This is a genomic window from Paraburkholderia panacisoli (genome assembly GCF_008369935.1).
GTDB classification, from domain to species: domain Bacteria; phylum Pseudomonadota; class Gammaproteobacteria; order Burkholderiales; family Burkholderiaceae; genus Paraburkholderia; species Paraburkholderia panacisoli.
Genome location: NZ_VTUZ01000007.1, coordinates 155,969 through 169,614, shown reverse-complemented (window position 1 = coordinate 169,614; position 13,646 = coordinate 155,969). Strand labels below are relative to the sequence as shown.

16 protein-coding genes are annotated in these 13,646 nt (G+C 59.7%); 3 read left to right on the top strand and 13 right to left on the bottom strand.

Annotation, left to right across the window (positions count from 1 at the left end; translation table 11 throughout):
* Positions 1 to 702: 702 nt before the first annotated feature.
* The 9 genes from FVF58_RS54150 to FVF58_RS13010 form a co-directional block, all read right to left on the bottom strand.
* On the bottom strand, positions 703 to 1,050 hold the full coding sequence (locus FVF58_RS54150) for a WecB/TagA/CpsF family glycosyltransferase (RefSeq protein ID WP_281291190.1): 348 nt from the start codon (positions 1,048 to 1,050) through the stop codon (positions 703 to 705).
* A complete protein-coding gene (locus FVF58_RS13040) occupies positions 956 to 1,468 on the bottom strand; it encodes a WecB/TagA/CpsF family glycosyltransferase (protein ID WP_281291189.1) in 513 nt (170 codons plus the stop codon). Before FVF58_RS13040 ends, FVF58_RS54150 begins: the two co-directional genes overlap by 95 nt.
* Positions 1,455 to 2,378 carry a heparin lyase I family protein gene (locus tag FVF58_RS13035; protein WP_246217041.1) on the bottom strand — a complete coding sequence of 308 codons (924 nt, stop codon included), beginning with the start codon at positions 2,376 to 2,378 and terminating at the stop codon, positions 1,455 to 1,457. Before FVF58_RS13035 ends, FVF58_RS13040 begins: the two co-directional genes overlap by 14 nt.
* 9 nt (positions 2,379 to 2,387) lie before the next feature.
* Entirely contained in the window at positions 2,388 to 3,515 is a 1,128-nt protein-coding gene (locus FVF58_RS13030) for a glycosyltransferase family 4 protein (RefSeq protein WP_149670309.1), read from the bottom strand.
* Positions 3,505 to 4,608 (bottom strand): O-antigen ligase family protein, encoded by a 1,104-nt coding sequence (locus FVF58_RS13025; protein ID WP_149670308.1) that lies wholly within the window; start codon positions 4,606 to 4,608, stop codon positions 3,505 to 3,507. The genes FVF58_RS13030 and FVF58_RS13025 overlap by 11 nt, the downstream gene beginning before the upstream one ends.
* Positions 4,609 to 4,816: 208 nt before the next feature.
* Complete coding sequence (locus FVF58_RS13020; protein ID WP_149670307.1) at positions 4,817 to 5,626, bottom strand: glycosyltransferase family 25 protein; 810 nt, start codon at positions 5,624 to 5,626, stop codon at positions 4,817 to 4,819.
* Between the two features lie 10 nt (positions 5,627 to 5,636).
* Entirely contained in the window at positions 5,637 to 5,798 is a 162-nt protein-coding gene (locus tag FVF58_RS52660; protein WP_246217040.1) for a polysaccharide biosynthesis C-terminal domain-containing protein, read from the bottom strand.
* 9 nt (positions 5,799 to 5,807) lie between these two features.
* Positions 5,808 to 6,971: an oligosaccharide flippase family protein gene (locus FVF58_RS13015; RefSeq protein WP_246217039.1), complete on the bottom strand. Its 1,164-nt coding sequence runs from the start codon at positions 6,969 to 6,971 to the stop codon at positions 5,808 to 5,810.
* An 8-nt stretch (positions 6,972 to 6,979) separates the two neighbouring features.
* Positions 6,980 to 7,252: a UDP binding domain-containing protein gene (locus FVF58_RS13010; RefSeq protein ID WP_149670306.1), complete on the bottom strand. Its 273-nt coding sequence runs from the start codon at positions 7,250 to 7,252 to the stop codon at positions 6,980 to 6,982.
* A 484-nt stretch (positions 7,253 to 7,736) separates the two neighbouring features.
* Here FVF58_RS13010 and FVF58_RS13005 point away from each other — a divergent pair, with 484 nt between their 5' ends.
* Positions 7,737 to 8,204 (top strand): hypothetical protein, encoded by a 468-nt coding sequence (locus tag FVF58_RS13005; protein ID WP_149670305.1) that lies wholly within the window; start codon positions 7,737 to 7,739, stop codon positions 8,202 to 8,204.
* 134 nt (positions 8,205 to 8,338) lie between these two features.
* The gene (locus tag FVF58_RS13000) at positions 8,339 to 9,079 is read left to right on the top strand and encodes a DUF2968 domain-containing protein (RefSeq protein ID WP_149670304.1); all 741 of its coding nucleotides are present in this window, start codon (positions 8,339 to 8,341) and stop codon (positions 9,077 to 9,079) included.
* A 345-nt stretch (positions 9,080 to 9,424) separates the two neighbouring features.
* Here FVF58_RS13000 and FVF58_RS12995 read toward each other — a convergent pair whose 3' ends face one another.
* From FVF58_RS12995 to FVF58_RS12985, 3 genes are all read right to left on the bottom strand, one after another.
* Entirely contained in the window at positions 9,425 to 9,817 is a 393-nt protein-coding gene (locus tag FVF58_RS12995; RefSeq protein WP_149670303.1) for a copper resistance CopC family protein, read from the bottom strand.
* A gap of 15 nt (positions 9,818 to 9,832) precedes the next feature.
* The gene (locus FVF58_RS12990; protein ID WP_149670302.1) at positions 9,833 to 10,729 is read right to left on the bottom strand and encodes a hypothetical protein; all 897 of its coding nucleotides are present in this window, start codon (positions 10,727 to 10,729) and stop codon (positions 9,833 to 9,835) included.
* A 106-nt stretch (positions 10,730 to 10,835) separates the two neighbouring features.
* Positions 10,836 to 11,252 carry a DUF2946 domain-containing protein gene (locus tag FVF58_RS12985; protein WP_149670301.1) on the bottom strand — a complete coding sequence of 139 codons (417 nt, stop codon included), beginning with the start codon at positions 11,250 to 11,252 and terminating at the stop codon, positions 10,836 to 10,838.
* A 210-nt stretch (positions 11,253 to 11,462) separates the two neighbouring features.
* Here FVF58_RS12985 and FVF58_RS12980 point away from each other — a divergent pair, with 210 nt between their 5' ends.
* On the top strand, positions 11,463 to 12,815 hold the full coding sequence (locus FVF58_RS12980) for a TAXI family TRAP transporter solute-binding subunit (protein WP_149670300.1): 1,353 nt from the start codon (positions 11,463 to 11,465) through the stop codon (positions 12,813 to 12,815).
* Between the two features lie 16 nt (positions 12,816 to 12,831).
* Here FVF58_RS12980 and FVF58_RS12975 read toward each other — a convergent pair whose 3' ends face one another.
* The gene (locus FVF58_RS12975) at positions 12,832 to 13,587 is read right to left on the bottom strand and encodes a ProQ/FinO family protein (protein ID WP_149670299.1); all 756 of its coding nucleotides are present in this window, start codon (positions 13,585 to 13,587) and stop codon (positions 12,832 to 12,834) included.
* Between the last annotated feature and the right edge of the window lie 59 nt (positions 13,588 to 13,646).

Below are 13,646 nucleotides of genomic sequence, written 5' to 3'. Positions count from 1 at the left end.
CCCTCACTGAAACCGGTTAAGCTTGGAATTCTCTCCTCTCAATCGCGCGACCGCTACAGCACTGCGGAGAAATCGCTGGCGTTCAGATGAATCATCCGGATTTCACGTGGGTTGCGAATCCGATCAAGGTCGAGAAAATCACGCTTAAGTTAATTTTCGATTTCGCGTCAATGATGGCAGTCGTTACCGGTCTGGCATATATGACTAGTCAGATTATTTCCGCCTATTACGAAGCAAAACCAGGCAATCGCACGAAGGGTCATTAACATTCAATGAGGACCGCGAAGGATTTATGGAATGAGGTGTAGCAAGGCGGCCAATGAAATGATTGACGCCGTACGAGCGGGTCTTCGCCAGGCAACGGACGAGCAGAATCACGGCGCAGTGCGCCAGAAAGCAAACGCAGCCCTCGCCTGGGACATCAGCGCCGGCAGTAGTGCCACAGACGGATCATCGTATAGGCGGGGGGGGGGTGAACGCGTAGTGCAACTGACTGAGGCGATCGAAGCGAAGCAGCAACCGACTTGTCTTCCCAGGCGGACAACCACTCGATGGTACGGAACCGCTTTTTAAAGATGGCCGGCCCGACGCCATCGCGCCACGTACTACTGTTTCGCTGCAGCACACAAGACTCCGCTCATCTCTTCAAATGAGAACGCGCGGCACGCTGAACCTGTCACAGCACACGTCAGGTATGACGTCTTATTGGCCCTGACCACCTGCAGTGCGTTGGAACATCGAACCGATACACGCCTTTAGAAGCATCAGCGCGAACCTGTTATTCGTTACGAAATAGCGCCTCCACATCCGCCGGGGTTCCTGTGCGACGCGATAGGCCCATTCGAGTCCGCTGCGCTGCATCCAGCGAGGCGCACGGCGCACCTTACCAGCAACGACATCGAATGTACCGCCGACGCCCATGACAAAGTCCACTCCAAGCTGTCCCTTCCAGCGATTAATGAAGTTCTCCTTCTTCGGCGACGTAATTGCGACGAATAGAAGACGGGCTTCCCGAAGCACGAATCCTGTCGACCACTGCGGACTCGTCATCCCAAAAGTAGCCGTGATGATGGCCTGCAAGCAGGAGATCTGGATAGCGACTCGCACACCGCGCTGCCACAGTTTTGACTACCGCGTCAGTCGCGCCAAGGAGAAAGACCGGGAAGCCTCTCTGCGCGGCGTCCGCGAGCAGGCGTTCGAACAGATCAACACCGGCGATGCGGTCAGGCACTTCGTGTCCGAGCAAACGTGCCGTCCACACGACCCCCATACCGTCGATATTGACGATATCGCAATCTCTGACGGACGCAGCCAGTTCGGGATCCGATTGCATGTTGACAAGCTTGGCGACGTTGACTACGACGTGCTGGGTAAACTGCCTGGTAGCAATGCGATTCAATATCCATCCGACCGTTTCATCCATCGATGCGACGTCCAAAGGGCAGGAAAATAATTCAATACGTTTCATTGTTCTTCTCGACATGGTTCTGCTGGCTTGCCTCACCCCCTTCTCTGCGGACAGTATCAGCCTGTGCCTGATCCCCACCGATAGCAGGCAACAATGAGCGTCTTGACACGTCGACTGGCCCAAAGAAAACCTGGATCCGTGTGACGTTCGATTGTCGGGAATTCCAGCCGGACTTATACATCCCGATCTTTAGATAGGCATGCTGATCGTTGAGGTACGAGTTCGGTGCACCTTTACTCGTGAAGACGGAAACACCGTCCTTCCATAACTCCGTCAAAGCTTTCTTCCCCGAATCGTCGGGAACGTAACGCAAGGTCCAGTGGACCCACTTGCCCCGATCGATGTCTGCGCAGCAAATCCATTTCGCGGCTGAGACCCGTTCCGGATGCAGTCCGCCCCGCTCAGAGATCGCATACCGGCTTCCGAGCAGCGTGAGCGCGATGGTGGGCGAGCCGGCAAGTATTCCTTGATGAATCTGCGTAACAATCACGAGTTGTTTGTCGTCAAATTCGAAGCTGGAAGGAAGAAACGTGCTCCAGCGAATCAGGTAGTCCTGGCCTTGTGCAAAGCTGACAGGCGTTGGAAACAGCAACTCTGCTCGCGGCGCGCCATTGGCGATATGAGAGAAGTTCTCATCGCGGCTGATACTCGCCCGAACGACCTTGCCTCCGCGAAAGACCGGATCGTCCACTATGGCGATGCCGCCAAGGTTCGCCTGAACACCGATGCGCGCATCGAGGCCGCCCTGCCAGTCCTCGACATAGACCGCCTGATACGAATCCGCCGGACTGGGCATTCCCAAATCGCTATGCGGGAGCGAAATTGATTCCTGAGCCCACACGGGCAATTGCGCAATCAATAGCGCGCCCACCGCGAGGCATCCGTACCATCGTTTGAATCTGTCATCCATGCGTTTGCACTAATGCGCCACTACGTCGCGATAGCAACGGACATATAGGTTGCTGAGCGCTTCAGTTGAATAACACTGTCGTGCCCGCGCGAGTCCGGCTTTCCCCATCCGTTCCGCCAGTTCCGGATCCTCCATCAAACGACGAATGCGCGCAGCCAGGGCCTGCGGACTCGAAGGTTCGACCAGGTAGCCCGTCACCCCCTCCTCCACCAGATCGAGAAATCCGCCGAGTCGCGTACCGATGACCGGCACACCCGAAAACATCGCCTCGAGTGTCGAAATTCCAAACGATTCGTAGTGACTGGGCATGCAGAAGACTCGCGCATTGCGATAGAACTCCAGCTTCGCGTCACTGTCCAACCATCCCGCGAAGGTCACGAGATCATCAACCTGGAAATCACATGCCATCCGCTGCCAATGGTGCACATCTCCATCGCCAGCCAGTTTCAGCGATATAACGCACCCCGCTGCTCTGAGCAAAGCGAGCGCTTTCAACAGATCCCCAATTCCCTTCGCTTCCACCAGACGCCCGGCAAAGGCAAGATAGCCCCCGTCATTTTTTAGTGTCGGCAAGCCCGCGTCCTTGACGAACTCTGCCGAACCCGCTGTGTTACCGATCACGTATAACTTCGCAGGGTCCACACCAAGACGGATTAATTCCTGGCCAATCGTGACGGACACGGCTACGGCGGCATCCGCTCCTTGAACGAAACGTGAAATCGATAGTCGCGTCAATTTCCCTGCCCGCGATTCAAATCGATCAAAATTTCCCGCATGCAGATGAAAGATGGTTTTCCTGCCGGTCAACTTCGCAAGTAGACTGAACACGAATTTCCGATAGAACGACCCTCGTACAGATACGTGCAGATGAACGATATCCACATCTCGCATTAATACCAGTATGAATCGGGGCAGATCAAGCAACGCAAATCCAAGCAGATTCCGGGCGCTTTGAAACCCGTGCGTTTCGAAGAAGGAAAATACGATATTGGCCCTTCGAAACCGTGCCTGGAGGTTTTCGAGTTCGCCCATCATCGATGCAATCCCACCAAGCTGTCCCCGCCCGGGACCGACGTGCAGAACACGCACCACCCGCTTGAAGGAGGAGCGCTGCGACAACGTTTCATCAGACCACATCGAGATTGCCCTGTTGGCTACCAGACGACGCGTAGCGCTTTACGATCACAGCAATGACAGCGAGAAACGGTGCTACAAGAGCCGAGCCGAACACGTGCCCGGCGGTCGCCGCCACTCCCACGATCAGGTAGAAGAACAGTTTGCCAAAGCGTGTCGTGGAACACGGTTTCCCGCTATAAACAAACGCGCCGCGCAACGCCATGAAGTAGACGACGAAAGCCGGCAGTCCCAGAGTGAGCACCAGATCGGGAATGTCGATTTCAACCATATAGCGCGTGACGGGATACCCGCCGGTAAGCAGCGCAATGTAGTTCCGCTGCGCGACGCCGTCCCAGACATTAGCGAACTTCAGGTTGCGGCCAGACAACAAAATAGTCAGCAGTCTGTCGCTGCTAACGCGACCACCCTGGTACTCGAAGTAGTTCAGGGTGAGATCGACCGCCTGCTGTATGTTTGGTATCGCCACATAGGCCAGAATCGCCAGGGCTGCCAGCGTCCCCAGCACCAACGCCGCGCGTGCGGTCGCCCTGAACGCGTTGTGACGCGCGTAGAAATACGCACAGGTCACACCGAGTGCGCCGACCACCGCGCCTTTTGTACCGATAAGCATCGACGCTGCCAGGAGGCTGCCGGCGAGCAGAATCTCGCGCATCCGCCAACCGGATCGCAAGACCCCTAGATACGCGAAACCCAGACCGACGGTTACCAACGCTGACGCCTCGTTCTGTGCATAGACGATACCCTTGTAACCCGATCGGATATGCGTGTCAGCCTGATAGCTACGGAACATTTCGATCGACAGCGCAGCGCCCGCAACGATGCAGATTCCGTAGGCAAACAAGGCAAGCCTGACAAACCACTCGAGCTTCGCGAGTCTCCGGTCGCCAAGTTCCGACAGCGCCCCGAAATAGACAAAAAACGAAAATACTTTCAGCACGAAGATCGACTGTTCGCGGAATTCGGGGCCCGACGCAATGTCGAATGCATACACCACACCCGACGACAGGATCGCCATAAAGATCAGCAGCGACAGATACAACCCGGACCACCGTATCTTCCCGCCTATCAGCATCGCTCCAATCAGGCCGAACACGATCGCCCCACGCAAGAATAGCGAGAAGCGTGCATCGCTTCCGCTGGTCGAGAGCGCACCGTGCGACGCTTCGCCGACAGGAAGTCAGCAACTGGAGATAACACAAAGCCCAGTAAAACCAGCGTCCAGACGAATGCCACCGAGGGTGATGCGGAAGCATTTGATGCCGGAATTCGCAGCGGCAAAGAGTAAGGCGGTGATGAACTGTTCACGATTTAAACATCCTGCCGCGCGATCCTGTCACAGTGAAAGCGAGCACCATCATCCAGCGAACTACCGTACGCATGTGACGCAACGGCCAAACCGCTGCCGCATGCGACGCAGAGCGTGGGCGCCCATACCCGCTTCGCGCTGATTCAAGAGAGCTCTGCATCGTTTCAAAAGCTTCCCACGCGGCATATGGGCGCAGCTCCGCAACGCGCAGGCTTCCATGGCTGCGATGCCACGGCCAGTCGTCGAGCAATGCACCGATCGCGCCTTCAGTATGGGCAAGCGCCTTGCGAGCGCCGTCGTGAGCAATCCAGTATGCAACCGAACCGCTAGTCCATTGCTTGAACGGAACGCCGACGATCAGGCCATCGATCATTCGTGAGCGCTTCAACGGTTCCTGAAGATAGGCCCGTGCCGCGCTTGCGCGGCACAACTTCGAACGTCCAAGGAGCACGATATCGGCTGCAGATGCGAGCAGCGCCTCGGAAGCAGTCAACACACGTTCAAAAAAGACAGCTTCCAGAAGCGCGTCGTCTTCGATGACTACGGCAGAGCGCCCCGATTCCGCGATCCTTCGCCAGGCGGACCGGTGACTCATGAAACAACCCAATTCGCCACGAGTCAACGGTCGACCGTAGCGATCCCTGGCCGCCTCTTCGTCGTAAATGTCATCAACCTGGGCGTCCGTGAGTTCGCGGCCATCGACCGCATCCTCGAAACGAAATGCCGCCACCCGCTCCGTCAAAACCTTCGCGATCGATTCGCGTCGCTCTGACGAACTCAATGAAATCACGTATATGTCAAACATTGGCGAACACTTAACGATTCAGCAATTGCGTGAAATGGGACCGCAACGGCAATGTGCCCACGATCGCAACGAGGTAGGCGGCCAGAATCGCGGCCTCTGCAATCAGGAACGCCGAGGCGGCGCCCTCGGCGCCAAAAGATGGGACCAGGGCGAAGGCTAACGCGACATTCAATACGCCGCCTTACAGCATCACACGAGAGCGCCGCCATCTGGCCTCAAAGGGGACCAGCACTTGCAATCCGAGGAAGTACGCGAGATTCCCGAACACGGTCGCCATACAAAGCAAGGTCAGCACCGCGGCCGAGCCATGGTATGAACCACCCAGCACGATAGTCGTGAGCGGACCAGCCAGGCCGACGAACACTGCGGCACCCGCGCCTGTCGTCGCGATCGTTGCGATGGCTCCCACCATCGTCAGCCTGGCCGCAGCCCGCCCCGAGGCCGGATCGCGCTTCGCAACGAGCGCAGAAACACGTGGGTAAAGAACTGTGTTGATCTGGGCAGGAACCATGTTGCCAACCGTCTTCAGTCTGTCGGCAGCAGAATAGATCCCAACCTGATAAGAACCGGCAAACGAACCGAGGATGATTGCATTCGTGGCACTAAACAGGCTGACCGAAGCGGTTGACACAAACGCGTCAGCGCCCTGCTTGACCCGTAGCCAAATTCGGCGCCATGATGTGCGGGGCCGATGCAGCAAGCCTAGTCGGCATACGATACCGAGCGAGAGCAAACCCGTCAGCAGCGGTGCCGCGGCCTGAATCGCCACAGCCACGGCGACATCGTTAGCGCTTTTCACGAACACGAAGATTAGAGGCAGCGTAATGAAACGCCCTGCAAGCGATACCGTGGCGAAGAGGGAAAACCGCTCAAGCCCCTGCAGCAACCAGTTCAATGTGATCACATTGCCGATCACGACCAGCCACGACAACAGAACTGCGTGCGTTGCCAAAGCTGCTTGCCGATCAAAATGAAGCACTATCAGAAGAACGGCAATCGAGATCAGACACAGACAACCCTTGGCGCTGATAGTCGACCAGATCAGTTCGTTTAGTGCTTCAGGGCAGTCGCGGCATTCTATGACCGCTCGCGGACCGCTCAGGTTGAAACCCCATTCGGTCAATACCGTACCGTAGACCGCCATCGCATTCACATACGCCAGCAAACCGAACTGTGCAGGTCCAAGCACGCGTGTGAGATAGGGAAATGTGGCCAGTGGCGCCAGATAGTTGCCTAACTGCCAGATAACCATCGCGGCAAAATTCCGGCCGAGGCCGGAACCCGCATTCGGCACCGGCGCCGGTCCCCTGGCTGCGCTACTGCTCGTCGGATTGCTCGTAGACATCCGGCTTCTCAATTAACCGGTTGCACTTGCGATAGCAGCCCACGCGTGTCAATCACGATCTTGTCGTGGAAGCGCAGCGGATCGAGACGCCTGAAAGGTAGGTGGTCGACGAGAATAACCACAATATCGGCACGGCTCACCGCGTCGGTCAGCCGGCCAAGCTCGCATTTGTTATCGAGACCGGCCGGCAACGCCACCACGTTCGGTTCGACCGTGATGACATGCCCTATATTCCGATCCGTAAGCTCACGAACTATTTCGACCGCGGGGCTCTCACGCAGCCATTGGCGCCACCCTGCTGACGCAAAAGATTACGTCGCAGGAACGCGAAGGCGTGGTCATCGCCAACATCATCAACCGGTGGAATTCATTCGGCAGGCCGGTTTCCATCAAAAATGGATAGTTGCGGCAGCTTTAGGGAAACTCGGACCCCTTCCGAGCAAAGCCACGTTCATATAGATTGCCCTGGCCGCGAAGCACAGAGTATCCGCGACTGAGACTTGTCTAATGGTGAAGAATCTCCTGCCTGCATACAATTCACCGCGATCCTTGATGGCAAAGGAGCCATGTCGCTCCAATGATCGTCGCAACCGAAGAGTGCCGCCCTTGCAGAACATGGGCGTGTCGCACGTGAATCTAACGTTTTTCTCCGAGAGATCAGGCAGTGATCTGTAATGTTGGGCAATACCAGAACCCGTTTTCCGCCATCGCCTCATGGCGCATCCTCCGGCAACTCGCCGGCAACTTCACCATGCTGAGTGAGGAATGAGCAATCCATACGAGATGAAATACATGGCCCCGCTCGCTGGAGGCTGGAACCGCGATCCGCATTCTTCGACCGAAACAGCAGACGAAGTTCTATCCATGCTCTCACGGCTGAAAGAAGACGCGAGTTCGCTGGAGTCGCACGCTACCGCGCTTGAGGGTGAGCTAAAGCGTGTCCATGTCGAACGAACGGTTTTGGGCAAGAAGCTGCGCGTGTTGTCGGAACTGATCAAGGATGTCGAGGCACTCCGCGCGGAACCGGCGGCCGCGCAGCCAATGACGGCGCCTGCCCCGGAACAGAGGGTCGAGCCCGTCCGGCCACGGTCACGCCTGAAATGCATCCTGTCCGTTGTGTCGCTTGTTGTCGTGGCGCTTGCGATTGCTTTCGTCGTTCTGGAAAGGACAGGTCAAATCCCACCCCATATCACCTGCGCATTTGTTGCGTGCAACGGGCACGTCTGGCCTTGACGCGGCCGCTGCATCGAATGCAGCGCGCGAGGAAGACCAACACGTCCCTGTGGACGGAAGCGGCGACAGCGTCAAGTGAGAAGGTGGCAATAGCGGTGGCGCACCGTAGCGGGACCCCGCATTAAAGAAATGTCATGAAAAGTATCCTGGAACTATGTAGCACATGGTTTGACCATGATTCGCCGGAAAGCTTGCCGGTAGCGCACGACGACGACAGCTCTCCCACGCGTACAGAGCCATCCGGGCCAGAAGACGGCGAAACCGCCTCTCTTTCTGCACTGCCGTCGACAGTCGAACCCGCTCGAATCTTACCCGCCCTGTCTCCAGTTAGCGTCACGCCGAACAGAAAAGGCCGGAACGTGGAGTCCGGGGACATGGCGGCGATCAGCCAGCTGATCGAGATGAAGGCACTCACTTCCTTCCGACTACTGCAGTGTTTTGACTATTCAGCCAACCTGTTCTTTGACGAGAACGAGCTGACGTACTATGTGACACTCCATCAGGATACCGCACTATCCCGCGCGCTGAAGACCATCGACCTCGCTTCCGCCGAAAGCGTCTTTCTCGGCTTCGAGCAGCAGGTGAAGCGTCTGGCCGCAAGCGTGGCACGCTGTGTACAGCTCGAAGCGGAAAACAGACGTCTGGCGCGGCTTGTTGCCCAATCGGAAGCCGAGTTCGAGCGTTTGCGCGAAAACCTGCGGGAAGAATCGGCGCAGGCGAGATCCATTACCGCCCGGGAACGTCAGGTACGCAAGGATGTTACCCAACTGGAAGTGCAACGCGTTGCAACCCAAGCTTATCTTGGCAGAATGAGGCGCGAGATTCAGCGCCTGACATTGATAAGCAAACAACGCCTGCCACGACTATCCAGTTAGCGCTCGTCGGGTATGGGCCGGTAGGCAATCTGCAGCACGCGGCCCGGATCGCGGCAGTCGTCCCACGGCGGCGTCCAGGCAGCGACGACGAACCCGGCTCACGAGACCGCGCGACGCAGATACCCAGCGAGTCAGGCATCATTGGCGCGCCTGTCGAGAGATCGGCGCCATGAAAACCCGATACGCAACGAACCCCGAACACCCGCAACTTCTCGTGACCCGCGACATGCCCTTCGGCAAGTACAAGGGCGGTGCCGTTCGGTCAGGCACCGCTGCGAACCGCCCCCTCGAGCACACCCAAACTTCGGCGAGCGCGGCTCACACAACAACCCCTACGGCCTCACGCTACTTCACATCGAACCCATAATCGCCATGTGTGCGATGCCCGTCCGAAGCCACTGCCACCCAATGCACCGTATAGTGACCGGCCGCGAGCGACGGCAACGGCACAGTCATCGTGGTGGGCTCATGCGGGTCGACCAAAGCCTTTTGCGTGGTGACCTGTTTGCCGCTCGCGTCGGTCACCGTCAGCGAACTGAATGCCGGTTCGAGCGGCCCGTCGAAGATCACGCGCACTTGCGGCGGCGACGCCACCGTCTTGCCCGCGCCCGGCTCCTGCTTCTGTGGAAACACATGTGCGAAGGCTGCGCTCGCGAGCGCGAGACCGGCGGCAAGCGCCGTCAGTTTCGCGGCCGCGCGCAAGCCGATACTTCCAGATCTGGCCAGCACGTTGTTCATCATCTCTCTCCTGCTTTACTGAAACAGCGGTTTGCCGATCGTGGTCGGGGCAACATCGTCGAAGAAAATATGCGCCTGCACCAGAATGCCGACGTGCGAGCCGCTCGCACGATTAATCGGTATTTGCGCCTCGACACCGAACTGCCCATAGCGGTTGATCCAGATGAAGCCCGGATTGACCGTACCGGTCGTCTGCCCCTGACTCCTTGATAGCGGAATCTCCACCAGCGGAATCAGGTTCGCGAACGGCTGCGGCAGACCGGCCTCGTGCACGTGCTGCTGCAGATACGGCAGGCTGTATTGCACCGTGAAACCGTAGTTGAATGCGTTCGGTTGGCCCGCGCCGGTGGTCAGCGCGGGGCCCGCTTCAGCGGTGATCGCAACGGGCCGCAGATAGACGAGCGAGTCCGGCAGATCGCCCATGCCCTTGCCGACGAACACGGTCGGCGAGATCGTCGAAAAATTATCGGCGATGGCGCGGCTGCCGGTGCCGCCGAGTTCCGCGTTCACGCCGATCGAGGTCATGAATTCGTGCGCGTCGTTGACGTACAGCAGGTACTTCAGGCCGACACCGAAATTGTCGAAGCCGCGCGCCCTCGGATTGCTTTGCATCGCATAGCTGCCGTCGACGGACACCGCGAGGCGGGGAGTGATCAGTTTGTCGTATTCGAAGCTGAAGGTGTTGATGCTCTGGTCGCCGTCATCGCCGGGCACGCGCTGATGGCCGTACTCGAAATTGGCTTCGTCGCCGACACCGGGGTCGTCGACCGCCATCGTCGACGGGAAGACGCGGTTGCCCGCAATCGCGTGCGCACTGACGAGCGACGGCGTGCAGAGCACGAGGCTCGCGGCGGCCGCGACGAGCGGCGCTGCGCGCAGCGGCCGGCCGCTGCGCGTTGGTGAGGTTGGCATGGTTCATCCTGTTTGATGGGTCGTGACGATGCCGGCGCGCACGCTCGAATGCGCACGCGGCGGCAGGCGCGACGCGGTTCAACGCGTCGCGCCGCGGTGACTCGAATCAGGATGCGAAGGGTGGCGCGCGAGGCTGCGCGAAGGTGAGCGGTTCGACGCGGCGCACGCTCTCGAAGCGGGCCGCGACGGTGTGCTCGCGGGTCCAGACGGCGACGAGAAATAGCGCCTCGACGCTCGGCACGGCGGGCAGATGGGCCAGCAGGCTGCAATAGCCGCAGGCGTCGCCGTCGGACATCTGCGCGTGCTTGCCCGTGGAATCGTCGGGCGCGGCGGGTGTCTGCGCCGCTTCGTCCGGCATTGATGACATGCCGTCCATCGACGCCATCGAGCAATGCTCTTCCGACATCGCGTCGTGAACCGCGCGCGCGGCGAGCGTATGCGAAATCGTCGGCGCGAGCGTGGCCATCAGGATCGCGAACAATCCTAGCCAACTGCCGATCTTCCGCTGGAAACGACTCAAGATGCGCCCGTCGATGCGATGAGAAGCTGTGGCGGATTATGCCACGCTCATTCACGCATGCCAGTCAGATGTGTACGGGCGATGCGGCGCATGGACTTGCGAAGCCACACAGCGATCACTTTGCCCTGCCGGGTCAATAGAGCAAACTGCCGACGACAAACCCGCCGCGTACAGTAGACAATGCAGCATCCCGGCTTGCGGCACGGAGTCCCCATGAAAGCGCGGCGTCAGCGTCCCCCGCAATTCCCCGGCGACCATACGCATGCCGAATGGCGCGATCACACGCTGCCATATGTCATCGTGGCCATGCTCGTGGTGCTGGTGCTTATGCTGCTCATATGGATGGTCGATCCGGCGCCGCCTAAAGCCATCACGATGAGCGCCGGTCCGCGCGACAGCTCGTTTCTCATCACCGCGAACCAGTACAAGAAAATCCTCGCGCGCAATGGCATCCGGCTGAACGTGCTGGAGTCCGACGGTTCGGAGCAGAATCTGCAGCGTCTGCTGGACCCGAAGCAGCACGTCGATATCGCGCTGGTTCAAGGCGGTCTCGCCGACGGACTCGACACCTCGTCGCTGATGTCCCTCGGCAGCGTTTTCTATGTGCCGGTGGTGGTGTTTTACCGTGGCACGGGCGTGACCCAGCTTTCACAACTGGAAGGCAAGCGGATCGCCATTGGCCGCGAAGGCAGCGGCACGCGCCGGCTCGCGCTCAAGCTGCTGGACGCGAACGACATCGAGCCGGGCGGCAACACGGTGCTGGTCCCGAGCGACGGGCTGCAGGCCGCCACCCAACTGGTCGCGGGCGAGGTGGACGCGGCGATTCTGAGCGGCGACTCGGCCACGCGTGGTCTGATGCTGCGTCTACTCAGGGTGCCCGGCATCTCGGTGATCAATTTCGAGGAAGCCAGCGCCTATACGCGCCTCTTTCCGTACTTGGACCGGATCGATCTGCCGCCTGGCGTGCTGGATCTGAAGCACAGGATTCCGCCCGAAACGGTGCATCTGATCAGCCCCACGGTTGAACTGGTCGCGCGCACCAACCTGCATCCGGCGATCTCCGATCTGCTGATCGAAGCGGCGCAGGAAGTGCACGGCATGCCGGGTCTGCTGCAGCACGCGGGGCAGTTTCCGAATCCGGTCGCTCACGAATATCAGATCAGCGAGGACGCGCAGCGCTACTACAAGACCGGCAAGAGTTTTCTCTACCGGACACTGCCGTTCTGGCTGGCGAGCATCGGCGACCGCACGCTCGTGCTGTTGCTGCCCGTGGCCGTGCTGCTCTTTCCGACCATGCGCCTGATTCCCGCGCTTTATCGCTGGCGGATACGTTCGCGGATCTATCGATATTACGGTTCGCTGATTGCGATCGAACGCGACGCGCTCGCCCATTCCACCGGCGAAGAGCGCAAGCAGCTCTTCGCGCAACTGGATGAGATCGAGGCGTCGTTGAATCGGCTGCGCATGCCGCTCGCTTATGCCGATGCGTTCTACGTGCTGCGCGAACACGTCGGCTTCGTGCGCAGCCGGCTGACGGCTGCGGAGCGGCAAAGCGGCACCCCGTAGCGGGGTGGCGGGGACGTCAGGCTGCCGGAGTGGCCGGCGACGCTGCCGGTTCCGCAACCGCCGCGGTGTTCGCGGACGGTTCCGTCGAACTGGCCTGCGGCTTGCTGGCGGATTCGTCCGGCGCGCTTGCCGCGGCGTCGGCTGCATCGGCTGCTGGCACCGGCGCTTCGGCCGCCGCCGGCGCATCCGCTGCCACTGCCGCCGCCTTCGGCGCGCTCTTGCTCGCGCGGTGCGCTTGCAGGCGCTGCGCGCCCGCCGCTTCCTGCGCGGTGACCTTGCCCGCCTCGGCGCCCGTCAGGTCGACTCGCGCCGCGCCTTCGACGAGACACTTCCAGTAGCGGCTGCCACGGCACCACGTCTTGATCGCGTCGCGCAGTTCGGCTTCGCTCAGCGACAGCTCCTTCCCGTGCGCAACGAGGTCTTCGAAGATGCCGATCTTCAACGGCAGCTTGGGCGCGGGGTTCTTCGGGAACGCGATCGGAAAGCGCTTCTGCAGACGCCCGATCGACTTGACGACCGGGTCCACCGGCCTGGCATCCGCCGCCGGCCGGGCATCTGCCGCCGGCCGGGCTTGCGCGGCGGCCGCCGGCGCATCGCGGCGTGGCGCGCCATTGTTGCGGGCAGGCTTCGCGCCCGGCCTGGAACCAGCCTTGGATGCAGGCTTTGAAGCAGACTTGGATGCCGGTCTGGCACCGGACTTGGCGGCAGGCGCAGCTTCGGCGCGTGCAGCGGCCAGTTGCTTCTTCAGTTCAGCGAGTTGTTCGAAACCCATAGCGCACAATCGGTGGAGAAAGACAGGATTGTAGCAGCGTGTGGAAACGCGCTCATGAC

Excerpts from the sequence above, each read along its gene's own strand:
- FVF58_RS12995 (WP_149670303.1), bottom strand. The coding sequence starts at position 9,817 with ATGAACAACGTGCTGGCCAGATCTGGAAGTATCGGCTTGCGCGCGGCC.
- FVF58_RS13040 (WP_281291189.1), bottom strand. The coding sequence starts at position 1,468 with ATGAAACGTATTGAATTATTTTCCTGCCCTTTGGACGTCGCATCGATG.
- FVF58_RS13000 (WP_149670304.1), top strand. The coding sequence starts at position 8,339 with ATGAAAAGTATCCTGGAACTATGTAGCACATGGTTTGACCATGATTCG.
- FVF58_RS13015 (WP_246217039.1), bottom strand. The coding sequence starts at position 6,971 with ATGTCTACGAGCAATCCGACGAGCAGTAGCGCAGCCAGGGGACCGGCG.
- FVF58_RS13005 (WP_149670305.1), top strand. The coding sequence starts at position 7,737 with ATGAGCAATCCATACGAGATGAAATACATGGCCCCGCTCGCTGGAGGC.
- FVF58_RS12980 (WP_149670300.1), top strand. The coding sequence starts at position 11,463 with ATGAAAGCGCGGCGTCAGCGTCCCCCGCAATTCCCCGGCGACCATACG.
- FVF58_RS54150 (WP_281291190.1), bottom strand. The coding sequence starts at position 1,050 with ATGACGAGTCCGCAGTGGTCGACAGGATTCGTGCTTCGGGAAGCCCGT.
- FVF58_RS12975 (WP_149670299.1), bottom strand. The coding sequence starts at position 13,587 with ATGGGTTTCGAACAACTCGCTGAACTGAAGAAGCAACTGGCCGCTGCA.
- FVF58_RS13020 (WP_149670307.1), bottom strand. The coding sequence starts at position 5,626 with ATGTTTGACATATACGTGATTTCATTGAGTTCGTCAGAGCGACGCGAA.
- FVF58_RS13030 (WP_149670309.1), bottom strand. The coding sequence starts at position 3,515 with ATGTGGTCTGATGAAACGTTGTCGCAGCGCTCCTCCTTCAAGCGGGTG.
- FVF58_RS13035 (WP_246217041.1), bottom strand. The coding sequence starts at position 2,378 with ATGGATGACAGATTCAAACGATGGTACGGATGCCTCGCGGTGGGCGCG.
- FVF58_RS12990 (WP_149670302.1), bottom strand. The coding sequence starts at position 10,729 with ATGCCAACCTCACCAACGCGCAGCGGCCGGCCGCTGCGCGCAGCGCCG.